This window comes from Streptomyces mangrovisoli, from assembly GCF_000974985.2.
GTDB classification, from domain to species: domain Bacteria; phylum Actinomycetota; class Actinomycetes; order Streptomycetales; family Streptomycetaceae; genus Streptomyces; species Streptomyces mangrovisoli.
Genome location: NZ_LAVA02000034.1, coordinates 61,726 through 84,277, shown reverse-complemented (window position 1 = coordinate 84,277; position 22,552 = coordinate 61,726). Strand labels below are relative to the sequence as shown.

Below are 22,552 nucleotides of genomic sequence, written 5' to 3'. Positions count from 1 at the left end.
TCGACGTGTGGGTATTGCCACACCCTGGGGTGCAGGACGTCCGGCTAGTGTCTGTTCGCTACCTACAAAATCCCCGGAGGAGCCATGGCGTTCGGCTGGATCGACGAGCAGGCGGAGCTGCGCCGCCGCGCCGGACTCGTACGGACGCTGCGTCCGCGCCCCGCCGACTCACCCCTCCTGGATCTCGCGAGCAACGACTATCTGGGCCTGACCCGGCATCCCGAGGTCGTCGAGGGCGCCGCGGCGGCCGCCCGCACCTGGGGCGGCGGCGCCACCGGCTCCCGGCTGGTCACCGGCACCACGGAACTGCACACCACGCTGGAGCGGGAGCTCGCCGAGTTCTGCGGCTTCGAGGCCGCCCTGGTGCTGTCCTCCGGGTACGCCGCCAACCTCGCGGCGGTCACCGCGCTCGCCCCGCACGGCTCCCTGATCGTCTCCGACGCCGGCAACCACGCCTCCCTGATCGACGGTTGCCGGCTGGCCCGCGGCACCACCCAGGTCATCGGCCACGCCGACCCGGAGGGGGCGCGCAAGGCGCTCGGCACCCACGACGGGCCCGCGGTGGTCGTCTCCGACACGGTCTTCTCCGTCGACGGCGACGCGGCCCCGCTCGCCGGGTACGCGCGCGCGTGCCGGGAGCACGGCGCCGGGCTGCTGGTGGACGACGCGCATGGTCTCGGCGTGCTGGGCGAGGGCGGCCGGGGCGCTCCCCACGCGGCGGGCCTCGCGGGCGCCGACGACGTCGTCACGACGCTCACCCTGTCGAAGTCGCTGGGCAGCCAGGGCGGTGCCGTCCTCGGCCCGGCGCGGGTGATCGACCATCTGGTCAACGCGGCCCGCACGTTCATCTTCGACACCGGGCTCGCGCCGGCCGCGGCGGGGTCGGCGCTGGCCGCGCTCAGGCTGCTGCGCCGCGAGCCGGAGCGCGCGGCGCGGGCCCGCGCGGTCGCCGCGGAACTGCACGCGCGCCTGACCGCCGCGGGTCTGGAGGCGGTGCCCCCGGACGCCGCGGTGGTCTCGGTGCGCGCGCCGTCGCCGGAGCAGGCGGTGCGCTGGGCGGCCGACTGCCGGTCGGCGGGTCTGGCGGTGGGGTGCTTCCGTCCTCCTTCCGTGCCCGACGGCATCTCCCGACTGCGGCTGACGGCCCGCGGCGACCTCTCCGAGGCGCAGATCGAGCAGGCGGTGCGGGTGATCGACGCGACACGACCATGAGTCGGCGTGACACGGCCGTGCGCCGACCGCGGACCTGAGAGGGGCTCAGCGGAGCGCGGCGAGAAAGCCCGTCCAGCTCTCGGGGGAGAAGAGCAGGGCGGGTCCGGCCGGATCCTTGGAGTCCCGTACGGCGAGCAGTCCGGCCCAGCGCCCGGCGGGCGGTGCGGCGGTCTCCACGCAGTTGTTCGCTCCCGTGCTGTGGCTGCTGCGCAGCCAGCGCACGTCGTGCAGCTCGGTACTGGAAGGTACGTTCCGAGGCAGTGCAGACATGGTGCCTCCTTACGCGCCGTCACGAATCCCGGCGATGTAATCCAACGAGTCCTCGGGGGAAAGGGCGTGGATCTGCAGTGCGTCGAAGGCCTCCGCATACGCCTGGAGGTCCTCTTTTCGCTCCAGATAGAGGCTACTCGTCAAGTGGTCGAGAACAACCACGTCCAGATCAGATGTGCTCGAAAATGAGAAAATAACGAAAGGACCGGTCACGCCGATGTGCGCCCCGGCCGCGAACGGCAGTACCTGGAGCCGCACTTGGGGCAGCGCGGCCTCCTGAAGCAAACGGTCCAGCTGCCGGGTCATCACACCCGGACCGCCGACCTCCCTGCGCAGCACCGCCTCGTCGAGCACCGCGCTCAGCTCCAGCGGCGGTTCCTCGTGCAGCACGTCCTGCCGGGCCAGCCGCACCTGGACCAGCGCCTCCAGTCGGTCGTCGCCCGCGTCGGGGCCGCCCACGGCCGCCCGGGTCACCGCGCGGGCGTACTCCGGGGTCTGGAGCAGTCCGGGCACCACGGACGTCTCCAGCGTCCGCATACCGCCGGCCTGCGACTCCAGGCTGATGAAATCCCGGTAGGCGGGGGGCAGTACGCCGCGGTAGGCGTGCGACCAGTGGTGCCGGCCGCCCTGGTCGTCCGAGCCCGCGAGGACCAGCAGCAGTTCGCGCAGGTGCGGATCGTGCACCGCGTAGACGTCCAGGAGTAACCGCACATCGGCCGGTTTCACCCCACTGGCGCCGGTCTCTATCCGGCTCACTTTCGACTGGTGCCAGCCGACGAGGCGCGCCGCCTCGCCACTGGTGAGGCCCGCACCCGCGCGCAACGCGCGCAGTTCGGCGCCCAGTTTCCGGCGGCGCACCGCGGGACCGTGTTGCATGGATTACTCCCTACTCCTCCTGGACCGCCCAAATACGCTCTGCCGTAGCAGAGTTCACCGCATCGAGCGACAGATATATGCATATCTTGGTGGATCGCCACCCGCGGACGGCGCTGTGATGGCACTCTGGCGACGAAGCACCAGTCCGGGACCGTACTCGAACCATCCGCTCCGTGTCGGACTCCGGTGCCGTGCGAAAGGGACGACGTCGCCATGGCAGACCATCTGGAAGCATCCGTCACTCTGCCGAGCGATCCCGCCTCGGTGGCCGCGGCCCGCGGCTATGTCGTCACCACCCTCGCGGAGTGGGGTCTGCCCGTGCACACGGAGGTGTCGGACACCATCCGGCTCATCGTCTCCGAGCTCGCCACCAACGCCGTGCAGCACACCTTCGGCCAGTCACCCACCTTCACGGTGGGGCTCACGCTGGTCCGTGACGAACACCTGCGCATCGGCGTCACCGACAGCCATCCGCGCTTCCCGAAGCGGCTGCCCGCGGCCGTCCAGCAGGACAACGGGCGCGGCATGGTCATCATCCGCTGGCTCGCCGCCGAGTGCGGGGGCAAGCTCAGCGTGCTGCCGACCCGCGAGGGCGGCAAGACGGTCTCCATCGAGCTGCCCTGGACGGTGCCGGCCCGCCCGGTCACCACGGCGGGGCAGCAGGAGCCGTGACGCGTCCGCGGGCTCGCAGGGGGTGCGGAGGGCCGGGAGAGGTTCCGGTGGTCCCGGAGCGGTGGCGGCGTGTCAGGGTGCCGCCACCGGCCCCGGAGAGGGTCAGCTGACCCGGCCGTACCAGACGCTCTTGGTCCAGATCTTCTGCAGCCTCACCACGTCGCCCGTCTTCGGGGCGTGCCAGATCTTGCCCTTCCCCGCGTAGATCCCCACGTGGTACACGCTGGATCCGTAGTGGAAGAAGACCAGGTCTCCTGCCTTGCGGTGGCTCGCGGAGATGTGGTGGGTCCGGTTGTACTGCGCCGCCGCCGTACGGGGCAGAGACTTCCCCGCCTTCTTGAACGAGTACAGCGTGAGCCCGGAGCAGTCGAAACGATTCGGCCCCGTGGCGCCCCACCTGTAGGGGGCACCCTTCTTTGAGGCCGCGATCTGAAGTGCCTTCGTCGCGGTGGTCGCGGCCGCGGCGTCGGTGGCGACGCCCGGAATCACGATCGAACCGCCCACGGCGGCGATGGTGAGGGCCGAGGCGGTGCCGGCCCGAGCCATCAGCGACGGGACACGATTGAGCGCAGTCATGCGCAACCCTTCGTCAGCCGCCTGTGAAGGATGACCTGTCGGATTCGGGCTGGCGAAGTTGCCCGGCCGCGGATGCGGCTTCACCCCAAGGGCTGCTCGGCCCGGCCATGGCGCGACCGTGCCGGCGACCCGTCTTGCTCGGGTCCTCCACTCCTGCCGATGCACTCCTGTCGACCGGGCATCCGGGCGGCGGCAGGACTCGGCGTCCGCCCGGACCGCCCCGCCGTGGTGGCGGGGGCTTGTCGTCAGACAGGGATCTTCACCTACGCATGTCTGAAAATCCCAACGGAACCTAGGATTTGTGTTGTTACTCACCACTCACCCGTTCGGGTGGACAGTGCTCTGTTCGAATCTCCGTCGAGGTGGCCGATGAGCCTCCCACCAGCGGCGATACCCGTCATCCCGCCCTGGGTGTCCACCCGTTGCGCAAGCCTTCCGGGCCCGAAGAATCATCGGCGAGTACGCCGAACGGCGGTCAGCCTTTCGGCCCGTTTGGTCTCCGTGTCGGCGCCTTCGGCGACATGACGGACCGTCCGCTGCGGACCGCGCCCGGCGCGCGGCCCTCGCCGTGGTCACCTCGCGTGGCCCCCGCCGTGGTCAACTCGCTCGGGCCGGCGGCACGGTGACCCGGGCGGTGCGCCGCTCGCCGTCCAGCACCCGCAGCGCCCGCGCCAGGGTCGGCGCGTGCAGTTCCGTCTCGCCGCGCTGGTGCATCAGCGCCAGCGCGTCGCGCAGCGCGGTCGCCTTCGCCACCAGGGCCTGGGCGGCGCGCAGCCCGCTGTAGGTGTCCCCGTGCCGGCCCGGATTGATCCGGCCCATGAGGTCCGCCACCTCCAGATAGCGGTCGATCAACTCGCCCTCCGCCCGGGTCAGCGCGGGCAGCGGCGGCAGCTCGGGAGGCAGCATCGGCGCCTCACCCCGCGACCGGCGCGCCGGGGCGGGCCGCACCGGCCGGCGCGACGCGGTCCACCAGCCCGTACGCCACCGCCTCGCGTGCCGGGAGGACCCGGCCCCGCTCGATGTCCTCGCCCACCTCGCCGCGGCCGCGGCCGGTGTGGCGTCCGAGCATCTCCTCCAGCAGCGCCCGGGTGCGCAGCGCCTCCCGCGCCCGTACGGCGAGATCGCTCGCCGAGCCCTCGACCCGCTCCGGCAGCTCCGGCCGGCGCAGCAGCACCCGCGCCCCCGGCAGCATCGAACGCCTGCCCGGTGCGCCCGCCGCCAGCAGCACCGCGGCCGCCGTGCCGGCCTGCCCGAGGCAGACCGTCGCGACCTGGCACGCGACGAACCGCATGGTGTCGTAGATCGCCGTCATGGCCTCGAACGAGCCGCCGGGTGAGTTGACGTACAGCGAGATGTCCCGGTCCGGCGCCTGGTGCTCCAGGTGGACCAGGCGCGCCACCACGTCGTTCGCGGCCGCGTCGTCGATCTCCGTGCCGAGCAGGACGATCCGTTCGCCGAGCAGCTTCTCGTACGGGTCGAACGGTCGGTTCATCGTGTACCCCTTTTCGCGGCGGGTGGCGCTTCCGTAAAAAATGTACAGGACGTACGTCCCGTCAGGGTGGGGCATGATGGGGGCATGGCCTACGAGATTCCGGTGACGCAAGCCAGGGCTGAGCTCGCCGACCTGATCAACCGGGTGGTGTACGGCGGCGAGCGCGTCGTCGTGACCCGGCACGGCAAGCCCCTCGTCGCCCTGGTCTCCGCCGCCGACCTGGAACGGCTGCAAGAGGTCGAGAAGGAGGTGGCCCTCCCGGAGCGGCCGGAGGAGCAGGTGGTCAGCGCCGTCTCGCGGCTGCGCGAGGTGACGTCCGCGTCCCGGGAGCGGCAGCGGTTCGGCATCACGGCGGAGCACCGGGGGCCGGGAGCGTCGTAGGGCCGCCCCGCTCCACCACGCCGTATACGGTCCCGCCCGTCGCCCGGGACCCGGGTGGCGGACCCGCGCGTGCGGACGGCCGTGATCCGCGCGGCGTGTGGTTAACGTGCCGGAAACCAGCTCCAACTAGCCTCCCCTCCACGCCACCAGGGACTTTGCCCCGGGGCTGCGGCGACCGGACCCCGCACGGTCCGGGTGAGGACGGTGAGGTGGGCTGTGCAACTGACCCCGCACGAGCAGGAGAGGCTGCTGATCCACGTGGCGGCCGACGTCGCCGAGAAGCGCAGGGCCCGCGGTCTCCGGCTCAACCACCCCGAGTCCGTCGCGCTCATCACCTCGCACATCCTCGAAGGCGCGAGGGACGGCCGTAGCGTCGCCGAACTCATGTCCTCCGGCAGGAAGTTGCTCACCCGCGACGATGTCATGGAGGGCGTGCCCGAGATGATCCACGACGTGCAGGTCGAGGCGACCTTCCCGGACGGCACCAAGCTCGTCACCGTCCACGACCCGATCGTCTGACCAGGGGGCAGGCCGCCATGATTCCCGGAGAGATCCTGTTCGCCGAGGACCCGGTCGTGTGCAACGCGGGCCGCGAGGTCACCCGGCTGACCGTGCTCAACGCCGCCGACCGGCCCGTCCAGGTCGGCTCCCACTACCACTTCGCCGAGGCCAACCCCGGCCTGGAGTTCGACCGGGCGGCGGCGCGCGGAAAGCGGCTGAACATCGCCGCGGGCACCGCTGTCCGCTTCGAGCCCGGCATCCCCGTCGACGTGGAACTCGTGCCGATCGCCGGTGCCCGGGTGGTGCCGGGGCTGCGCGGGGAGACCGGAGGTGCCCTCGATGCCTGAGCTGTCCCGTGCCGCCTACGCCGACCTGTTCGGCCCCACGACGGGCGACCGCATCCGGCTCGCCGACACCGATCTGCTGATCGAGATCGAGGAGGACCGCTCCGGCGGCCCCGGACTCTCCGGCGACGAGGCGGTGTTCGGCGGCGGCAAGGTCATCCGCGAGTCCATGGGGCAGTCCCGCGCCACCCGCGCCGAGGGCACCCCGGACACCGTGATCACCGGCGTGGTGATCGTCGACCACTGGGGGATCGTCAAGGCCGACGTCGGCCTGCGCGACGGCCGGATCACCGGCATCGGCAAGGCGGGCAACCCGGACACCATGGACGGGGTCCACCCTGACCTGGTCATCGGCCCGGAGACCGAGGTGATCGCGGGCAACGGGCGCATCCTCACGGCCGGCGCGATCGACGCGCACGTCCACTTCATCTGCCCGCAGATCGCCGACGAGGCGCTGGCCGCGGGCATCACCACCCTCGTCGGCGGCGGCACCGGACCCGCGGAGGGGTCCAAGGCCACCACCGTCACGCCCGGCCCCTGGCATCTGGCCCGGATGTTCGAGGCGATGGAGGGCCACCCGGTCAACTTCGGCCTGCTCGGCAAGGGCAACACCGTCTCCCACGAGGCGATGCTGTCGCAGATCCGCGGCGGCGCGCTGGGGCTGAAGCTGCACGAGGACTGGGGCTCCACGCCCGCGGTCATCGACGCCTCGCTCACCGTCGCCGACCGAACCGGCGTGCAGATCGCCATCCACACCGACACCCTCAACGAGGCCGGTTTCGTGGGCGACACGCTCGCCGCGATCGCCGGGCGGGGCATCCACGCGTACCACACCGAGGGCGCGGGCGGCGGGCACGCGCCGGACATCATGACCGTCGTCTCCGAGCCCAACGTGCTGCCCAGCTCCACCAATCCGACCCGGCCGTTCACCGTCAACACCGCCGAGGAACACCTCGACATGCTGATGGTCTGTCACCACCTCAACGCAGCCGTGCCGGAGGACCTGGCGTTCGCCGAGTCCCGCATCCGGCCGTCGACGATAGGGGCCGAGGACATCCTGCACGACCTCGGCGCGATCTCGATCATCTCCTCCGACTCGCAGGCCATGGGACGCGTCGGCGAGGTCGTCATGCGCACCTGGCAGACCGCCCACGTGATGAAGCGACGGCGGGGCGCGCTGCCCGGGGACGGCCGCGCGGACAACCACCGGGTGCGGCGCTACGTCGCCAAGTACACGATCAACCCCGCCATCGCGCAGGGACTTTCGCGGGAGATCGGCTCCGTGGAGAGCGGCAAGCTCGCCGACCTCGTGCTCTGGGAGCCCGCGTTCTTCGGGGTCAAACCGCACCTCGTCATCAAGGGCGGCCAGATCGCCTACGCGCAGATGGGCGACGCGAACGCCTCCATCCCCACGCCCCAACCCATCCTGCCGCGGCCGATGTTCGGGGCGATCGGGCGGGCGCCCGCCGCCAACTCCTTCAACTTCGTGGCCCCGCTGGCCGTCGAGGACGGGCTGCCGGAGCGGTTGCAGCTCGGCAAGCGGTTCGTCGCCATCGAGTCGACCCGCGCGGTGACCAAGGCCGACCTGAAGGAGAACGACGCGCGCCCCCGGGTCCAGGTCGACCCCGACAGCTTCGCCGTGCACATCGACGGCGAACTCGTCGAGGCCGAGCCCGCGGCCGAACTGCCCATGGCCCAGCGTTACTTCCTCTTCTGATGTCCAGGGCCGCACTGCTGGTCCTGGCCGACGGCCGCTTCCCCGCCGGAGGGCACGCGCACTCCGGCGGGGCGGAGGCCGCGGTCCGGGCCGGACGGATCGACTCGGCGGCGGACCTGGCGGACTTCTGCCGGGGCCGGCTGCACACGGCCGGCCTGGTGGCCGCCGCGTTCGCCGCGGCGGCGGCCCTCGGCGCCGACCCGGTGGAGCTGGACGCCGCCGCGGACGCCAGGACGCCCTCGCCCGCGCTGCGCGCGGCCGCGCGCAAGCTCGGCCGACAGCTGATGCGGGCCGCGCGCGCCACCTGGCCCTCCGACGAACTCGACGCGCTGGCAAGGGCGTTCCCCAAGGGCGCGCATCAGCCGGTGGTGCTCGGGCTCGCGGCGCGGGCCGCGGGGCTCGGCGGCGAGGACGCCGCCCACTGCGCGGCGTACGAGAGCGTGAGCGGTCCGGCCTCCGCGACGGTACGGCTGCTCAGCCTCGACCCGTTCGACGCGACAGGGGTGCTGGCGCGGCTGGCGCCGGAGCTGGACCTCGTCGTCGACCGCGCGGTGGCCGCCGCCCGGCTCGCCCTCACCGAGGGCACCGACGCCCTGCCCGCGGCGTCCGCGCCCCTGCTGGAGATCGGCGCGGAGGCCCATGCCGCCCGGCCGATGCGCCTGTTCGCGTCCTAGGCCGTGACGTGGCCGCGAAGTCCCTTCTCCCCGGCGTGACTCCGCGGACACGCCCTGACCCCGACCGTCCGCGTGTCCGGCACCCGCTCCCGGGTGGGTGAGCGGACACGTCCTGGCCCCGACCACCCCGCGCGCCCGGCACCCGCCCCCGGGTGGGTGCCTGCCCCTCCCCGACCCCGTCGGCCGTGACCGCCGACCCTCGCCCCCGGAGCCGTACATGCACCTCGACCACTCCCACGACCACACCCCCGCCGTCGGCGCGGACGCGCACCGCGCGGACGGGACCCGACGGGCGTTCCGTGTCGGGCTCGGCGGTCCCGTCGGCTCCGGCAAGACCGCCACCGTCGCGGCCCTGTGCCGGGCGCTGCGCGAGGAGTTGTCGCTCGCCGTCGTCACCAACGACATCTACACCCGCGAGGACGCCGAGTTCCTGCTCCGCGAGGCGGTGCTGCCGCCCGAGCGGATCACCGCCGTGGAGACCGGCGCCTGCCCGCACACCGCCATCCGGGACGACATCTCCGCCAACCTGGAGGCGGTGGAGGACCTGGAGGACACCGTGGGACCGCTCGACCTCGTGCTCGTCGAGTCCGGCGGGGACAACCTCACCGCCACGTTCTCCAAGGGGCTCGTGGACGCGCAGATCTTCGTCATCGACGTCGCCGGCGGCGACGACATCCCGCGCAAGGGCGGCCCCGGCGTCACCACCGCGGACCTGCTCGTGGTGAACAAGACGGACCTCGCGCCCTACGTCGGCTCCGACCTCGCGCGGATGGCCGCCGACGCGAAGGCCGCCCGCGGCGAACTGCCCGTCGTCATGCAGTCGTTGCGCGGCGAGACCGGGGTCGCGGACGTCGCCGCCTGGGTGCGCGCGCGGCTCGCCGCGTGGACGGCGTGACGCGGGCCGGGGTCCGCGCGACCGCGCGGATCGTCGCCCGCGCCGACGGCCGCGGAGCAACCGCCCTGCCGGTGCTGGACGGTGAGGGCCCGCTGGCCCCGCGCCGCACCCGCGGCGAGAGCGGCGAGGCGCGCGTGCTGCTGGTCGGCGCGATGAGCGGCCCGCTCGGCGGGGACCGGTTCACCGTCGAGGCGGAGGCGGAAAAGGGCGCGCGGCTGCGCGTCGGCTCGGCCGCCGCGACCATCGCGCTGCCCGGCCAGGCCAAGGAGGAGGCCCACTACGACGTCCTGCTGCGGGTCGCCGACGATGGCGAACTGCACTGGCTGCCCGAGCCGTTGATCTCCGTGGCCGGCAGTGATCTGCGTGTGCGCACCCGGGTGGAGCTGGCGGCAGGCGCGCGGCTGGTGCTGCGCGAGGAACAGGTGCTGGGGCGGGCGGGGGAGGAACCCGGCCGGCTGACGAGCCGTCTGAGCGTACGGATCGCGGGCCGGGCCGTGCTGGACCAGGAGCTTGCGTGCGGGCCCGGGGCGCCGGGCGGCTGGGACGGCCCCGCCGTGCTCGGCGGACAGCGCGCGGCCGGGCAACTGATCGTCGTACGGCCGGAGTTCGCCGCGGAACCGGTGCGGGCGCGGATGCTGGGGGAGGGGGCCGCCGTACTGCCCCTGCCGGGTCCCGCGGCGGCGGTGACCGCCGTCGCGCCCGACGGCCTGCGGCTGCGCCGCGTGCTGGACGAGGCGTTGGCCCTCCTGCGGTGAACAACCGCTGAGCGGGACTGTCTCGTCCGGTTATCGGATTGGCAAAGAAGGTCAACGAACCCTGTTCTCAGGTATGTCACAGCCGCGAGGATCCCGGGTGACCATTCGAAGCCATGTACGGGGAGGCCCCTCTTGAGGGACATCAGACCGAAGAACCGTGTGTTCGCGCTCGGTTCGGCCGGAGTGCTGGTCACGGCGACCCTGATAACCGGCGCGCTCGCCGCGCCCGCGGCGAGCGCCGACAGCCACAAGGGCCAGGACCGCGAGGCGCGCGGCGCCGCCGTCGCCGCCGCCCGCGCCGCCAAGGCCGGCATCGACTGGCAGGACTGCCCCGCCGACTGGGGCCTCGAAAAGCCCATCCAGTGCGGCTATGTCACCGTCCCGCTGGACTACGCGCACCCCGACGGCAAGCAGATCAAGCTCGCCGTCGACCGCATCGGCGCCACCGGCACCCCGCAGGAACGTCAGGGTGCCCTGATCTACAACCCGGGCGGCCCCGGCGGCTCCGGCCTGCGCTTCCCGCGCCGCGTCACCACCAAGAGCGCCCTGTGGGTCAACACCTCCAAGGCGTACGACTTCGTGGGCTTCGACCCGCGCGGTGTCGGCCACTCCGCCGCCATCTCCTGCATCGACCCGCAGGAGTACGTCAAGGCGCCCAAGGCCGACCCGGTCCCCGACACGGAGGCCGACAAGACCGCCCAGCGCAAGCTCGCCAAGGAGTACGCCGACGGCTGCTACCAGCGCAGCGGCACGATGCTGCCGTACATGACCACGGCGAACACCGCGCGCGACCTCGACGTCATCCGCGCCGGGCTCGGTGAGAAGAAGCTCAACTACCTGGGCGTCTCCTACGGCACCTACCTCGGCGCCGTCTACGGCACGCTGTTCCCGGGCCATGTCCGCCGGATGATCGTCGACAGCGTCGTGAACCCGGACCGCGACAACATCTGGTACCAGGCCAACCTGGACCAGGACGTCGCCTTCGAGGGCCGCTGGAAGGACTGGGAGGACTGGGTCGCGAAGAACGACGCGGCCTACCACCTCGGCACCACGCGCGCCGAAGTCCAGGCCAAGTGGCTCCAGTTGCGCGCCACCGCGAAGAAGAACCCCATCGGCGGGGTCGTCGGCCCGGCCGAACTGATCGGCTTCTTCCAGAGCGCCCCGTACTACGACTCCTCGTGGGCGCCGGTCGCGAAGGTCTTCAGCGCCTACTTCGCCGGTGACACCCAGTCGCTCGTCGACGCGGCCGCCCCCGACATGTCGGACACCGCGGGCAACGCCACCTCGGAGAACGGCACCGCCGTCTACACGGCCGTCGAGTGCACCGACGCCAAGTGGCCCACCAGCTGGAAGAAGTGGGACCGCGACAACACCGAGCTCAACAAGAACTACCCGTTCATGACCTGGGCCAACGCCTGGATGAACCTGCCGTGCGCCACCTGGCCGGTCAAGCAGCAGACCCCGGTCGAGGTGCGCACCGGCAAGGGCCTGCCCCAGGTGCTGATCGTGCAGTCCACCAACGACGCCGCCACGCCGTACCAGGGCGCCGTCGAACTGCACAAGCGCTTCAAGGGCTCCCGCCTGATCACCGAGCAGGGCGCCGGCTCCCACGGCGTGACCGGACTGGTCAACCCCTGCATCAACAGCCGGGTCGACACCTACCTGCTCACCGGCAAGGTGGACAGCAAGGACGTGACCTGCGCACCGCACGCCACGCCGACGCCGTAACCTCGGCGCCGCACACCGCGCCGACGCCGTAGCCTCGGCGCCGCACACCGCTTCGACGCCGTAGCCTCGGCGCCGACGTGAACAGGGGCGGCCGGAGTCCATCCGGCCGCCCCTCGTGCGATCAACTCGCCTTCGAAGGCGGCGACTCGCGATCCCGATCCCGATCCCGGTCGGTCAACTCAGCGGCGCCCGCGGGAACCTGCGTTCCCGGGCCCCCTTCGCCTCCGCCTCCTGCGCCTTGACGACGGCCGCGTACTCGTCGACGTACTCCTGCTCCGACAGGGACAGGATGGCGTACATGATCTCGTCGGTGACCGCCCGCAGGATCGCCTTCTCGTTCTCCATGCCCGCGTAGCGGGAGAAGTCCAGCGGCTTGCCGAACCGGATCACCACCGGGTGGACGCGCGGGAGCACCGCGCCGGGCGGCTGCGCCTCGAACGTGCCGATCATCGCGCACGGGATCACCGGGACGCCCGCCTTCAGCGCCATCACCGCGACCCCGACCTTGCCCTTGTAGAGCCGTCCGTCGTGCGAGCGCGTGCCCTCCGGGTAGATGCCGAGCAGATGGTCCTGGCGCAGCACCCCGAGGCCCTCGCGGATCGCGGCCTGGCCCGCCTCCTTGCCGGAGCGGTCGACCGGGATCTGCCCGATGCTGCGGAAGAACGCCGCCGTCAGCCGGCCCTTGATGCCGGGTCCGGTGAAGTACTCGGCCTTGGCGAGGAAGGTGATGCGCCGCTTGAGGATGGCGGGCATCAGGAAGTGGTCCGAGAAGGAGAGGTGGTTGCCCGCGACGATGGCCGGTCCCTGCGCCGGTACGTGCTCGAGGCCCTCGATCCTGGGCCGGAACACCAGCCTCAACAGGGGCCCCAAGAGCACGTATTTCAGCAGGTAGTAGAACAAGGGGTCGCTCCTCACTCGGGCCCGGTCGGCTCGACCGCCAAGTTCCAGCAGGTCAACGGGCGTTCTGGTGGGGTGCAGTGTAGGGGCAGGCGCGCGCGGCCGGAACCTGGGACGGCCGGGACCGGCCAGGGCGCGGCGGAAGGATCCCCGCCGCGCACCGGACCCGGCCAGGTCGCGGCGGAAGGACCCCGGTCGCGGCGGAAGGGTCCCGGCCGCGGCGGAAGGATCCCGGCCGCGCGCGCCGGACCCGGTCAGCCGGCCGCGGTCTCCGTCAGCACCTTCTCCAGGGACGCCAGCGCCCCTCGCAGCTCCTCCTCGGTGATGGTCAGCGGCGGCGCGATCCGGATCGTGGAGCCGTGGGTGTCCTTGACCAGGATGCCCGCGCGCATCAGCCGCTCGCTGATGTCGCGGCCGGTGCCGAGCGCGGGGTCGATGTCCACGCCCGCCCACAGTCCGCGCGAGCGGAAGCCGACGACGCCCCGGCCCACCAGATCGGTCAGTCCCTCGCGCAGCACCGCGCCCAGCTCGGTGGCCCGGAGCTGGAACTCGCCGGTCTCCAGCAGGTCGAGCACCGCGCAGCCGACCGCCGCCGCGAGCGGGTTGCCGCCGAACGTGGACCCGTGCTCGCCCGGCCGCAGCACCCCGAGCACCTCGCGCCGGCCCACCACCGCCGACACCGGCACGATGCCGCCGCCCAGCGCCTTGCCGAGCAGCACCAGGTCCGGGACGACGTCCTCGTGGTCGACGGCGAGCGTGCGCCCGGTGCGGCCGAGCCCCGACTGGATCTCGTCCGCGACGAACAGGCAGCCCGCGCGGCTGGTCAGCTCGCGCACGCCCGTCAGGTAGCCGTCGTCGGGGATCAGTACCCCGGCCTCGCCCTGGATGGGCTCGATGAGCACCGCGGCGGTGGTCTCGTCGACGGCCGCCTCCAGCGCCGCGAGGTCGTTGTACGGCACGATCCGGAAGCCCGGCGTGAACGGGCCGAATCCGGCGCGCGCCGACTCGTCGGTGGAGAAGCCCACGATGGTCGTCGTACGGCCGTGGAAGTTGTCGGCCGCGACCACGATCGTCGCCCGGTCGGCGGGCACGCCCTTGACGTCGTACGCCCACTTGCGGGCCAGTTTGACGCCGCTCTCCACCGCCTCGGCGCCGGTGTTCATCGGCAGCATCATGTCCTGCCCGACCAGCTCGACCAGGCGCTCGGCGAAGGAGGCGAGCCGGTCGTTGTGGAAGGCGCGGGAGGTGAGGGTGAGCCGGTCCAGCTGGGCGTGGGCCGCCTCGATCAGGGCCGGGTGGCGGTGCCCGAAGTTGAGCGCCGAGTAGCCGGCGAGCAGGTCCAGGTAGCGGCGGCCCTCGACGTCCTCCACCCAGGCACCCTCGGCGCGGGCGACGACCACGGGCAGCGGATGGTAGTTGTGCGCGAGGACCGGCTCCTCGGCGCGGATGAGATCGGCGGACGTACGGGTGCGCGTGGGTGCGGTCATCAGCGGATCTCCTGGGTGCAGCACTTGATGCCGCCGCCGGCCTTGTGCAGCTCGGACAGGTCGACGGGGACGGGGACATAGCCGTGGCCGGCGAGCCGGTCCGCGAGCGCCTCGGCCCGCGGCGCGATGAAGACGTGGCGGCCGTCGGAGACGGAGTTCAGGCCGAAGGTCAGCGCGTCGTCGCGGGTCGCGAGCACCGCCTCGGGGAAGAGCCGGGCCAGCACCTCGCGGCTGCCGGGGGAGAACGCCTCCGGGTAGTAGACGATGTTGTCGTCGTCGAGCACGAACAGCGCCGTGTCCAGGTGGTAGAAGTACGGGTCCACCAGGGTCAGGCTGATCACCGGGTGGCCGAAGAACTCCTGCGCCTCGCGATGGGCCTCACGGGTGGTGCGGAAGCCGGTCCCGGCCAGCATGTACCGGCCGGTCCAGACCAGGTCGCCCTCGCCCTCGGCGACGGACTCCGGGCGGTACACGTCGTAGCCGGCGGTCTTGAACCAGGTGTCGTAGTGGATCGACTCGGGGCGCCGTTCCGGCGCGTGGAAGAGGGAGCCGAAGACACGGCCGTCGACGACGACGGCGGAGTTCGCGGCGAAGACCATGTCGGGGAGGCCGGGGACCGGCTCCACGGCGGCGACGCTGTGCCCGTGGGAGCGGTAGACGCGGATCAGCGACTGCCACTGCTCCTGGGCGAGGTCCACGTCGACGCGGACGTCGGGCTGCATCCAGGGATTGATCGCGTACTGCACGGCGAAGTGTCTGGGTTCGCAGACGAGGAAGCGCCGGAGACGCGGCACACGGCTTTCAGGCACGAAGGGATTCCTCCGCTTTCCTGCGTGTCGGGTCGAGGGTTGACACCAAGGTAAGAAGTGACAGGGACGCTCGACAAGCAAGGAAGGGTGCGTGTCCGCGCAGGAATGCTGCGTCTTCGGCCAGGTCAGCGCAGTTCTGCTGCGTCTGCCGCGACGGTGGGGCCGGCGGCGCCCGCCCCGTCCGGCGCCATCTGGTTCGCGCCCGCCTCCGGGCTCTCCGGGATCAGGTGCGACAGCACCATCACGCTGATCGTCTTGCGGATGAACGGCTCCGTGCGGATGCGCTCCAGCACCTCCTCGAAGTGCTCCACGTCCCGCGCCCGCACATGCAGCAGCGCGTCCGCCCCGCCCGTCACGGTCATCGCGGCGGTGATCTCCGGATGGTTGCGGACCACCTCCGCCAGCCGCCGCGGCGGCGCCGCGCCCTCGCAGTACACCTCGACGTACGCCTCCGTGCGCCAGCCCAGCGCGGACGGCTGCACGGTCGCGGTGAACCCGGTGATCACGCCGGTCTCGCGCAGCCGGTCCACCCGCCGCTTGACCGCCGTCGCGGAGAGTCCGACGTCCGCGCCGATCTCGGCGAAACTCCGGCGGGCGTTCGCCATCAGAGCGGTGATGATCTTCCGGTCGAGCTCGTCGAACGGCGGGGTCCTGCTGTTCATGTGGGCACTGTAACCACCCGGGGCGGTCATACGGCGGTGCGCGGACGCCCGCGCCGGGCACATGTCCAGCCGCCCCGATCGCCCCTACACTCCACGTTCATGCTGCGCGCCCTCGCCGTCGACGACGAACGCCCCTCGCTGGAGGAACTGCTCTATCTGCTGCACGCCGATCCGCGCATCGGCAGCGCCGAGGGAGCGGGCGACGCCACCGAGGCGCTGCGCCGCATCACCCGCGCCCTGGAGTCGGGTCCGGACGGCCCCGACGCGATCGACGTCGTCTTCCTGGACATCCAGATGCCGGGCCTCGACGGGCTCGAACTGGCCCGGCTGCTCACCGGGTTCGCCCGCCCGCCGCGGGTCGTGTTCGTCACCGCCCACGAGGACTTCGCCGTCCAGGCGTTCGACCTCTACGCCGTCGACTACATCCTCAAGCCCGTGCGCAAGGAGCGGCTGGCCGAAGCGGTGCGCCGGGCCGCCGAACTCGGCGGCGCCGCACCGCGGATACCCGTGCACGAGCCCGACCCCGACCACATACCCGTCGAACTCGGCGGCGTGACCCGCTTCGTGGCCGTCGACGACATCACCCACGTCGAGGCGCAGGGCGACTACGCGCGGCTGCACACCCACAAGGGCAGCCATCTGGTGCGCATCCCGCTGTCCGCCCTGGAGGAGCGCTGGCGTGCCCGCGGGTTCGTCCGCATCCACCGCCGGCATCTGGTCGCCCTGCACCACGTCGGCGAACTCCGCCTGGACACCGGCACGGTGAGCGTCCTGGTCGGCGCCGAGGAGCTCCAGGTCAGCCGCCGCCACGCACGGGAGCTGCGGGACCTGCTGATGCGCCGGACCGCCGGATAGGGGGAGGCGAGCATGGAGCCCAGCGAACGCCGGGTCGTCGTCACCGGACCGCCCCGCCGCGCCCTCCCGCACACCCGCCTGCGCGCACGCGGGCGCTACCCGCACAGCGGCGGCTACTACCGGCCCCGCACCGAGATAGACGAACTCACCACCCTCGGGGACACCTACGTCCGCTCCCTGATGCGCAGTCAACTGCGCGCGGCCCTCGCGGTGTTCGCGTTCCTCGTGCTGCTGGTCGGGCCGTTGCCGCTGGTGTTCGCCGCGGCGCCCGAGGCCCGCCGCCTGCAGTGGGCGGTGCTCGGCTTCTGCCTCTACGCGCCGCTGGTCCTGCTCGCCCGCTGGTACGTGCGGCGCGCCGAACGCAACGAGGCCGACTTCGTGCGGCTGGTCGAGGACCGATGAACTCCGGCTACGCCGTCCCGGCCGTCGCGCTCGTCGTCGTCGCGACCGTCCTCGTCGGCGCGTTCGGCCTGCGCATCTCCCGGACGACCTCCGACTTCTACGTCGCCTCCCGCACCGTCGGCCCGCGCCTGAACGCGGCCGCCATCAGCGGGGAGTACCTCTCCGCCGCCTCCTTCCTCGGCATCGCGGGCCTGGTCCTGGTGCAGGGCCCCGACATGCTCTGGTACCCGGTCGGCTACACCGCCGGATACCTGGTGCTGCTGCTGTTCGTCGCCGCCCCGCTGCGCCGCTCCGGCGCCTACACCCTGCCCGACTTCGCCGAGGCCCGGCTCGCCTCGCCGTCGGTCAGATGGCTCGCCGCGGCCTTCGTCGTCGGCGTCGGCTGGCTCTACCTGCTCCCTCAACTCCAGGGTGCCGGGCTGACGTTGACCGTGCTGACCGGGGCGCCGGGCGCGCTCGGCGGGATCATCGTCGCGGTCGTGGTGGTGGCGACCGTCGCCGCGGGCGGCATGCGCAGCATCACCTTCGTGCAGGCCTTCCAGTACTGGCTCAAGCTGACCGCGCTGCTCGTCCCCGCCCTCTTCCTGGTGCTCGCCTGGCAGGCCGACGGCGCCCCCCGCCACCCCTTCGAGGAACCGGCCGCCTTCCGCGAGCGGCGGGCCGTGCGGGTCGCCGACACCCTGGACCTCAGGCTCGACCGGCCGCTCACGGTGACCGTGGACGGCACCGTCGACGGCGTACCGCGCGAGGACTCCGAGGTCCGCCTGGCGACCGGCACCCACCGGATCGCCGCCGGCACCCGGCTGACCTTCGCCGCGGGCGCCACCGTGCCCACCGCCGCCCGGGGCAGCGGCAGCGGCATGTCCTCCTCGCTCGCCGAGAGCCGCGAGGAGCGCCCCCTGTACGCCACCTACGGGCTGATCCTCGCCACCTTCCTCGGCACCATGGGCCTGCCGCACGTCGTCGTCCGCTTCTACACCAGCCCGCACGGCGTGGCCGCCCGCCGCACCACCGTCGCCGTGCTCGCCCTGATCGGAGGCTTCTACCTGCTGCCCCCGCTCTACGGCGCCCTCGGCCGGCTCTACGCCCCCGAGCTGACCCTCACCGGCGACGCCGACGCCGCCGTACTGCTGCTGCCGGGGCGGATGATCGGCGGGGTCGGCGGCGACCTGCTGGGCGCGCTGATCGCGGGCGGCGCCTTCGCCGCGTTCCTGTCCACCGCGTCCGGGCTGACCATGGCCGTCGCCGGGGTGCTCACCCAGGACGTGCTGCCCTCCCGGGGCGTACGGCACTTCCGGCTCGGCACGGTCCTCGCGATGGCGGTGCCGCTGGCGGCCTCGGCCCTGGTCGGCGGGCTGCCCGTGGCGGACGCCGTGGGGCTCGCCTTCGCGGTCTCCGCCTCCTCCTTCTGCCCGCTGCTGGTCCTCGGCATCTGGTGGCGGCGGCTCACCCCGCCCGGCGCGGTCGCGGGGATGCTGGTCGGTGGCGGCTCCGCGTTCGCCGCCGTCGCCGCCACCATGACCGGGTTCCCCGGCACCGGCACCCTGCACGCCCTGCTCGCCTGGCCCGCGCCCTGGTCGGTGCCGCTCGGCTTCCTCACCATGGTGCTGGTGTCGCTGGCCACCCCAGGGCGGGTGCCCCCGGGCACGGCCGCGATCCTCGCCCGCTTCCATCTGCCGGAGGAGCTGCGCGCGGAGGTCACCGGGTGAGCGGCTTCCTCGCCGGGCTGCTGGTCGCCGTGCTGCCGCTGCTGGCCGCCGGGTTCTGGCTGGGCCGGCGCACCGCCCGCCCCGAGAGCCTCGGCGGGCTCGGCACCCCCGTGGAGCACGCCACCTTCGAGACCCTGCACACCGCCTCCCTCGCCGCGCCCCCGCTGCGCGCCGGGCTCACCGAGGAGACCGCCCGCCGCTCGGCCCGCCGGCTGCGCGATCTGCTCGGCACGGACGCGCTGTGCCTGACCGACACCACGGACGTCCTCGCCTGGGACGGGGTCGGCGCCCACCACCGTACGGAGATCATGGAGCGGCTCGCGGGGGCGCTGGAGAGCGGGCGCGGCGAGGCGTTCCGGCTGCGCTGCGACACCGCCGACTGCCCGGTGCGCTGGGCCGTCGTCGCCCCCCTGACCGTCGACGAGCGGGTGCACGGCGCCCTGGTCGCGTGCGCGCCGCGCGAGTCGGCCGTGCTGGTGCGGGCGGCCGGCGAGGTGGCCCGCTGGGTCTCCGTGCAGCTGGAGCTGGCCGACCTGGACCAGTCCCGCACCCGGCTCATCGAGGCCGAGATCAGGGCGCTGCGCGCGCAGATCTCCCCGCACTTCATCTTCAACTCGCTGGCGGTGATCGCGTCCTTCGTGCGCACCGACCCGGAGCGCGCCCGCGAGCTGCTGCTGGAGTTCGCCGACTTCATCCGCTACTCGTTCCGCAGGCGCGGCGACTTCACCACCCTCGCCGACGAGCTGCACGCCATCGACCACTATCTGGCGCTGGTGCGGGCCCGCTTCGGCGACCGGCTCTCGGTCACCCTGCAGATCGCCCCGGAGGTGCTGCCGGTCGCGCTGCCGTTCCTGTGCCTGCAGCCGCTCGTCGAGAACGCCGTCAAGCACGGTCTGGAGGGCAAGGCGGACAAATGCCACATCACCATCACCGCGCAGGACGCCGGCGCCGAGGCGCTCGTCGCCATCGAGGACGACGGCGCCGGGATGGACCCCGAGGTGCTGCGGCGCATCCTGGCCGGCGGCCCGAGCCCGTCCGGCGGCATCGGCCTGTCCAACGTCGACGACCGGCTCCGGCAGGTCTACGGCGACGACCACGGCCTCGTCGTCGAGACCGCGGCCGGCGCCGGGATGAAGATCACCGTACGGCTGCCGAAGTACCAGCCGGGGGTGCACTCGGGCGGCCGGATCGCGGGGGAGTGAATCCGGCCGCACCGGGCGGGGAGATCCGCCCGATACGCCTCACGTGCTGTGGGTCGCCGCCATCCCCAGCGTGATCAGACCCAGCACCACCCAGCCGAACCACAGCCAGCCGTTGCTGCCGAGCGCCACCGTGTAGGCCGTCACCACGACGAGAGCGCCGAGGGTGACCACCCCCATCGTCTTTGTGGAACCGTCCGGGGAACCGGGCATCGCGACACCCTCCTCATGGTCCGATCCCTCCATGGTGCCCCGGGACCGGCCGAACGGAAGGGGTTCAGCCACCACCGCGTGCGTTGAGGGAGGCCAGATAGGCGTTGTACGCCTCCAGCTCCTGGTCGCCGTCGCGGTCCGCGGCCCGGTCCGAGCGCTTGGCCTGCCGCTTCTCGGAGGCGTACCACTGGAAGAGCAGGGCGATCAGCACCAGGACCGAGGGGACCTCGCTGAAGGCCCAGGCGATGCCGCCCGCCGCGTTCTGGTCGGAGAGCGCGTCGAGGCCGAGCGAGGCGGGCGGATGCTCGAAGGTCTTCACCATCGGCGCCGACGCCATCATCAGCGCGATGCCGAAGAACGCGTGGAACGGCATCCCCGCGAACAGCTCCAGCATCCGCATGAGATGGCCCGGCCGGTGCGGACCCGGGTCCACGCCGATGATCGGCCAGAAGAACGCCACGCCCACGGCGAGGAAGTGGATCATCATCACGACATGCCCGGTCCGCGACCCCATCAGGGTGTCGAACAGCGGGGTGAAGTACAGCCCGTACAGGCTCGCGATGAACATCGGGATGGTGAACGCGGGATGGGTCACGATCCGCATGTACCGGCTGTGCAGCACCGCCAGCAGCAGCTCGCGCGGGCCCTTGCGGCCCCGGCCCGCGACCGGCAGCGCGCGCAGCGCGAGCGTCACCGGCGCGCCCAGCAGCAGCAGGATCGGCGACAGCATGCTGATGATCATGTGCTGCACCATGTGCACGCTGAACATCACCATGCCGTAGTCGTTCAGCGCGGTGCACATCATCAGCGCGATGGTCAGCACCCCGACGGTGAAGGACACCGTCCGCGCCACCGGCCAGGAGTCCCCGCGCCGCCGCAGCCGCAGCACGCCGAAGCCGTACAGGGCCAGTCCCAGGACGCAGGCGACGAGGAAGAACGGGTCCGCCGACCACTGGAGTCCCCGCCCCAGCGTGAACGGCGGCAGATCCATGGTCATGCCGTGCCCGCTGTGGTCCATCCGCCGGCTCCTGGTTCGTGGGGGTTGTGTGCCGTCTGTCCGGACCCAGAGTAGAACTGCCCCCGGCCGCGTCCGCGACCGGGGGCAGTTCGAGCACTGTGGATCAGAGCACGCACTCCGCCTCGTCGTACCGGTCGGCGGGCACCGTCTTCAGCGTCTCCACCGCCTCCGCGAGCGGCACCATCACGATGTCGGTGCCGCGCAGCGCGGTCATGTGGCCGAACTCGCCGCGGTGCACGGCCTCCACCGCGTGCCAGCCGAACCGGGTGGCCAGCACCCTGTCGTACGCGGTCGGAGTGCCGCCGCGCTGGACGTGGCCGAGGATGACCGGACGGGCCTCCTTGCCGAGCCGCTGCTCCAGCTCGATGGAGAGCTGGCGCGCGATGCCCGCGAACCGCTCGTGGCCGTAGATGTCCTTGCCGCCCTCGTCGAAGTCCATGGACCCGGCCGCGGGCTTGGCGCCCTCCGCGGCGACGACGATGGCGAACCGCTTGCCCGCCTCGAACCGCTCGCCGACCCGGCGGGCCAGCTCCTCGATGTCGAAGGGGCGTTCCGGCACGACGATGGCGTGCGCGCCCGCCGCCATGCCGGAGTGCAGCGCGATCCAGCCGGTGTGGCGGCCCATGACCTCCACGACCAGCACGCGCTGGTGGGACTCCGCGGTCGTCTTCAGCCGGTCCAGGGCGTCGGTGGCGACACCCACGGCCGTGTCGAAGCCGAAGGTGACGTCCGTGACCGCGATGTCGTTGTCGATGGTCTTCGGCACGCCCACCACGGGCAGCCCGTTGTCCGACATCAGCCGGGCCGCCTTGAGCGTGCCCTCACCGCCGATGGGGATGATCGCGTCCAGGCCGAGTTCCTGGAGGTGGCCCTTGGCCCGCTCCACGCCGTCCCGCAGATGGGACGGCTGGACGCGGGAGGAGCCCAGGATGGTTCCGCCGCGAGCAAGGATTCCGCTCACCGCGTCGAGGTCGAGCTTGAGGTAGTCGCACTCCAGGAGGCCCTTCCAGCCGTCCCGGAAGCCGATGACCTCGTCGCCGTGGTCCACGACGGCGCGGTGCACGACCGACCGGATGACGGCGTTCAGGCCGGGGCAGTCGCCGCCGGACGTGAGGACACCAATGCGCATAGCCCGAAATACCTTCTCAACGTGGGCCGGGGACCGGACCACGCTGTCCGGCTGGATCCCGGCCACCATATCGGCGTAT

Annotated in this window: 26 protein-coding genes; 14 read left to right on the top strand and 12 right to left on the bottom strand. The window is 72.4% G+C overall.

What is annotated here, in order from left to right; genetic code table 11:
- Positions 1 to 84 precede the first annotated feature (84 nt).
- Positions 85 to 1,212, top strand: coding sequence for an 8-amino-7-oxononanoate synthase (locus tag WN71_RS15800; RefSeq protein ID WP_046587558.1), 1,128 nt, complete (start codon positions 85 to 87; stop codon positions 1,210 to 1,212).
- A 45-nt stretch (positions 1,213 to 1,257) separates the two neighbouring features.
- Here the strand turns inward: WN71_RS15800 and WN71_RS15795 are convergent, their stop codons facing one another.
- Positions 1,258 to 1,482 (bottom strand): DUF397 domain-containing protein, encoded by a 225-nt coding sequence (locus tag WN71_RS15795; RefSeq protein WP_046587555.1) that lies wholly within the window; start codon positions 1,480 to 1,482, stop codon positions 1,258 to 1,260.
- A gap of 9 nt (positions 1,483 to 1,491) precedes the next feature.
- The gene (locus WN71_RS15790) at positions 1,492 to 2,358 is read right to left on the bottom strand and encodes a helix-turn-helix domain-containing protein (RefSeq protein ID WP_046587553.1); all 867 of its coding nucleotides are present in this window, start codon (positions 2,356 to 2,358) and stop codon (positions 1,492 to 1,494) included.
- A 213-nt stretch (positions 2,359 to 2,571) separates the two neighbouring features.
- Here WN71_RS15790 and WN71_RS15785 point away from each other — a divergent pair, with 213 nt between their 5' ends.
- Entirely contained in the window at positions 2,572 to 3,030 is a 459-nt protein-coding gene (locus tag WN71_RS15785; RefSeq protein ID WP_046587551.1) for an ATP-binding protein, read from the top strand.
- Positions 3,031 to 3,132: 102 nt separating this feature from the next.
- Here WN71_RS15785 and WN71_RS15780 read toward each other — a convergent pair whose 3' ends face one another.
- From WN71_RS15780 to WN71_RS15770, 3 genes are all read right to left on the bottom strand, one after another.
- Entirely contained in the window at positions 3,133 to 3,606 is a 474-nt protein-coding gene (locus WN71_RS15780; RefSeq protein WP_046587548.1) for a C40 family peptidase, read from the bottom strand.
- Positions 3,607 to 4,203: 597 nt separating this feature from the next.
- Entirely contained in the window at positions 4,204 to 4,512 is a 309-nt protein-coding gene (locus WN71_RS15775) for a hypothetical protein (RefSeq protein ID WP_046587784.1), read from the bottom strand.
- A 7-nt stretch (positions 4,513 to 4,519) separates the two neighbouring features.
- Positions 4,520 to 5,173 (bottom strand): ATP-dependent Clp protease proteolytic subunit, encoded by a 654-nt coding sequence (locus WN71_RS15770; protein WP_052743083.1) that lies wholly within the window; start codon positions 5,171 to 5,173, stop codon positions 4,520 to 4,522.
- 9 nt (positions 5,174 to 5,182) lie between these two features.
- Here WN71_RS15770 and WN71_RS15765 point away from each other — a divergent pair, with 9 nt between their 5' ends.
- The 8 genes from WN71_RS15765 (at position 5,183) to WN71_RS15730 (ending at position 12,093) form a co-directional block, all read left to right on the top strand.
- Entirely contained in the window at positions 5,183 to 5,479 is a 297-nt protein-coding gene (locus WN71_RS15765; RefSeq protein ID WP_046587544.1) for a type II toxin-antitoxin system Phd/YefM family antitoxin, read from the top strand.
- A gap of 216 nt (positions 5,480 to 5,695) precedes the next feature.
- Positions 5,696 to 5,998 carry an urease subunit gamma gene (locus tag WN71_RS15760; protein ID WP_046587541.1) on the top strand — a complete coding sequence of 101 codons (303 nt, stop codon included), beginning with the start codon at positions 5,696 to 5,698 and terminating at the stop codon, positions 5,996 to 5,998.
- A gap of 17 nt (positions 5,999 to 6,015) precedes the next feature.
- Positions 6,016 to 6,327, top strand: a complete 312-nt coding sequence (locus WN71_RS15755) for an urease subunit beta (protein WP_046587539.1) — start codon at positions 6,016 to 6,018, stop codon at positions 6,325 to 6,327.
- Complete coding sequence (locus WN71_RS15750) at positions 6,320 to 8,041, top strand: urease subunit alpha (RefSeq protein WP_046587536.1); 1,722 nt, start codon at positions 6,320 to 6,322, stop codon at positions 8,039 to 8,041. The genes WN71_RS15755 and WN71_RS15750 overlap by 8 nt, the downstream gene beginning before the upstream one ends.
- The gene (locus WN71_RS15745; protein ID WP_046587535.1) at positions 8,041 to 8,715 is read left to right on the top strand and encodes an urease accessory protein UreF; all 675 of its coding nucleotides are present in this window, start codon (positions 8,041 to 8,043) and stop codon (positions 8,713 to 8,715) included. Before WN71_RS15750 ends, WN71_RS15745 begins: the two co-directional genes overlap by 1 nt.
- 217 nt (positions 8,716 to 8,932) lie before the next feature.
- Positions 8,933 to 9,610 (top strand): urease accessory protein UreG, encoded by a 678-nt coding sequence (gene ureG, locus WN71_RS15740; RefSeq protein WP_046587533.1) that lies wholly within the window; start codon positions 8,933 to 8,935, stop codon positions 9,608 to 9,610.
- The gene (locus WN71_RS15735; RefSeq protein ID WP_206300084.1) at positions 9,598 to 10,365 is read left to right on the top strand and encodes an urease accessory protein UreD; all 768 of its coding nucleotides are present in this window, start codon (positions 9,598 to 9,600) and stop codon (positions 10,363 to 10,365) included. Before ureG ends, WN71_RS15735 begins: the two co-directional genes overlap by 13 nt.
- Before the next feature lie 132 nt (positions 10,366 to 10,497).
- On the top strand, positions 10,498 to 12,093 hold the full coding sequence (locus tag WN71_RS15730) for an alpha/beta hydrolase (RefSeq protein ID WP_046587531.1): 1,596 nt from the start codon (positions 10,498 to 10,500) through the stop codon (positions 12,091 to 12,093).
- A 174-nt stretch (positions 12,094 to 12,267) separates the two neighbouring features.
- On the opposite strand, the gene WN71_RS15725 is transcribed toward WN71_RS15730, so the two are convergent.
- The 4 genes from WN71_RS15725 to WN71_RS15710 all read right to left on the bottom strand — a co-directional run bounded on the left by WN71_RS15725 (position 12,268) and on the right by WN71_RS15710 (position 15,948).
- Positions 12,268 to 12,993 (bottom strand): lysophospholipid acyltransferase family protein, encoded by a 726-nt coding sequence (locus tag WN71_RS15725; protein WP_046587529.1) that lies wholly within the window; start codon positions 12,991 to 12,993, stop codon positions 12,268 to 12,270.
- A gap of 251 nt (positions 12,994 to 13,244) precedes the next feature.
- Complete coding sequence (gene rocD / locus WN71_RS15720) at positions 13,245 to 14,477, bottom strand: ornithine--oxo-acid transaminase (RefSeq protein WP_046587527.1); 1,233 nt, start codon at positions 14,475 to 14,477, stop codon at positions 13,245 to 13,247.
- Complete coding sequence (ddaH, locus tag WN71_RS15715) at positions 14,477 to 15,286, bottom strand: dimethylargininase (protein WP_046587525.1); 810 nt, start codon at positions 15,284 to 15,286, stop codon at positions 14,477 to 14,479. Before ddaH ends, rocD begins: the two co-directional genes overlap by 1 nt.
- A gap of 125 nt (positions 15,287 to 15,411) precedes the next feature.
- On the bottom strand, positions 15,412 to 15,948 hold the full coding sequence (locus WN71_RS15710) for an Lrp/AsnC family transcriptional regulator (protein ID WP_046587523.1): 537 nt from the start codon (positions 15,946 to 15,948) through the stop codon (positions 15,412 to 15,414).
- Between the two features lie 99 nt (positions 15,949 to 16,047).
- On the opposite strand from WN71_RS15710, the gene WN71_RS15705 reads away from it, so the two are divergent.
- The 4 genes from WN71_RS15705 to WN71_RS15690 are packed head-to-tail and all read left to right on the top strand — an operon-like array spanning position 16,048 to position 20,116.
- Positions 16,048 to 16,803 carry a LytR/AlgR family response regulator transcription factor gene (locus WN71_RS15705; protein ID WP_046587521.1) on the top strand — a complete coding sequence of 252 codons (756 nt, stop codon included), beginning with the start codon at positions 16,048 to 16,050 and terminating at the stop codon, positions 16,801 to 16,803.
- 12 nt (positions 16,804 to 16,815) lie between these two features.
- Positions 16,816 to 17,205 carry a hypothetical protein gene (locus WN71_RS15700; RefSeq protein WP_046587518.1) on the top strand — a complete coding sequence of 130 codons (390 nt, stop codon included), beginning with the start codon at positions 16,816 to 16,818 and terminating at the stop codon, positions 17,203 to 17,205.
- Positions 17,202 to 18,914, top strand: coding sequence for a sodium/solute symporter (locus WN71_RS15695; protein ID WP_046587517.1), 1,713 nt, complete (start codon positions 17,202 to 17,204; stop codon positions 18,912 to 18,914). The genes WN71_RS15700 and WN71_RS15695 overlap by 4 nt, the downstream gene beginning before the upstream one ends.
- A complete protein-coding gene (locus tag WN71_RS15690) occupies positions 18,911 to 20,116 on the top strand; it encodes a sensor histidine kinase (RefSeq protein WP_046587515.1) in 1,206 nt (401 codons plus the stop codon). Before WN71_RS15695 ends, WN71_RS15690 begins: the two co-directional genes overlap by 4 nt.
- A gap of 39 nt (positions 20,117 to 20,155) precedes the next feature.
- On the opposite strand, the gene WN71_RS40930 is transcribed toward WN71_RS15690, so the two are convergent.
- From WN71_RS40930 to WN71_RS15680, 3 genes are all read right to left on the bottom strand, one after another.
- The gene (locus WN71_RS40930; RefSeq protein WP_046587513.1) at positions 20,156 to 20,326 is read right to left on the bottom strand and encodes a hypothetical protein; all 171 of its coding nucleotides are present in this window, start codon (positions 20,324 to 20,326) and stop codon (positions 20,156 to 20,158) included.
- A 64-nt stretch (positions 20,327 to 20,390) separates the two neighbouring features.
- Complete coding sequence (locus tag WN71_RS15685) at positions 20,391 to 21,344, bottom strand: cytochrome c oxidase assembly protein (RefSeq protein ID WP_046587511.1); 954 nt, start codon at positions 21,342 to 21,344, stop codon at positions 20,391 to 20,393.
- Positions 21,345 to 21,447: 103 nt separating this feature from the next.
- Positions 21,448 to 22,473: a 6-phosphofructokinase gene (locus WN71_RS15680; RefSeq protein ID WP_046587509.1), complete on the bottom strand. Its 1,026-nt coding sequence runs from the start codon at positions 22,471 to 22,473 to the stop codon at positions 21,448 to 21,450.
- Between the last annotated feature and the right edge of the window lie 79 nt (positions 22,474 to 22,552).

Excerpts from the sequence above, each read along its gene's own strand:
- WN71_RS15800 (WP_046587558.1), top strand. The coding sequence starts at position 85 with ATGGCGTTCGGCTGGATCGACGAGCAGGCGGAGCTGCGCCGCCGCGCC.
- WN71_RS15795 (WP_046587555.1), bottom strand. The coding sequence starts at position 1,482 with ATGTCTGCACTGCCTCGGAACGTACCTTCCAGTACCGAGCTGCACGAC.
- WN71_RS15790 (WP_046587553.1), bottom strand. The coding sequence starts at position 2,358 with ATGCAACACGGTCCCGCGGTGCGCCGCCGGAAACTGGGCGCCGAACTG.
- WN71_RS15785 (WP_046587551.1), top strand. The coding sequence starts at position 2,572 with ATGGCAGACCATCTGGAAGCATCCGTCACTCTGCCGAGCGATCCCGCC.
- WN71_RS15780 (WP_046587548.1), bottom strand. The coding sequence starts at position 3,606 with ATGACTGCGCTCAATCGTGTCCCGTCGCTGATGGCTCGGGCCGGCACC.
- WN71_RS15775 (WP_046587784.1), bottom strand. The coding sequence starts at position 4,512 with ATGCTGCCTCCCGAGCTGCCGCCGCTGCCCGCGCTGACCCGGGCGGAG.
- WN71_RS15770 (WP_052743083.1), bottom strand. The coding sequence starts at position 5,173 with ATGCCCCACCCTGACGGGACGTACGTCCTGTACATTTTTTACGGAAGC.
- WN71_RS15765 (WP_046587544.1), top strand. The coding sequence starts at position 5,183 with ATGGCCTACGAGATTCCGGTGACGCAAGCCAGGGCTGAGCTCGCCGAC.
- WN71_RS15755 (WP_046587539.1), top strand. The coding sequence starts at position 6,016 with ATGATTCCCGGAGAGATCCTGTTCGCCGAGGACCCGGTCGTGTGCAAC.
- WN71_RS15750 (WP_046587536.1), top strand. The coding sequence starts at position 6,320 with ATGCCTGAGCTGTCCCGTGCCGCCTACGCCGACCTGTTCGGCCCCACG.
- WN71_RS15745 (WP_046587535.1), top strand. The coding sequence starts at position 8,041 with ATGTCCAGGGCCGCACTGCTGGTCCTGGCCGACGGCCGCTTCCCCGCC.
- ureG (WP_046587533.1), top strand. The coding sequence starts at position 8,933 with ATGCACCTCGACCACTCCCACGACCACACCCCCGCCGTCGGCGCGGAC.
- rocD (WP_046587527.1), bottom strand. The coding sequence starts at position 14,477 with ATGACCGCACCCACGCGCACCCGTACGTCCGCCGATCTCATCCGCGCC.
- WN71_RS15710 (WP_046587523.1), bottom strand. The coding sequence starts at position 15,948 with ATGAACAGCAGGACCCCGCCGTTCGACGAGCTCGACCGGAAGATCATC.
- WN71_RS15705 (WP_046587521.1), top strand. The coding sequence starts at position 16,048 with ATGCTGCGCGCCCTCGCCGTCGACGACGAACGCCCCTCGCTGGAGGAA.
- WN71_RS15700 (WP_046587518.1), top strand. The coding sequence starts at position 16,816 with ATGGAGCCCAGCGAACGCCGGGTCGTCGTCACCGGACCGCCCCGCCGC.
- WN71_RS15695 (WP_046587517.1), top strand. The coding sequence starts at position 17,202 with ATGAACTCCGGCTACGCCGTCCCGGCCGTCGCGCTCGTCGTCGTCGCG.
- WN71_RS40930 (WP_046587513.1), bottom strand. The coding sequence starts at position 20,326 with ATGCCCGGTTCCCCGGACGGTTCCACAAAGACGATGGGGGTGGTCACC.
- WN71_RS15685 (WP_046587511.1), bottom strand. The coding sequence starts at position 21,344 with ATGGACCACAGCGGGCACGGCATGACCATGGATCTGCCGCCGTTCACG.
- WN71_RS15680 (WP_046587509.1), bottom strand. The coding sequence starts at position 22,473 with ATGCGCATTGGTGTCCTCACGTCCGGCGGCGACTGCCCCGGCCTGAAC.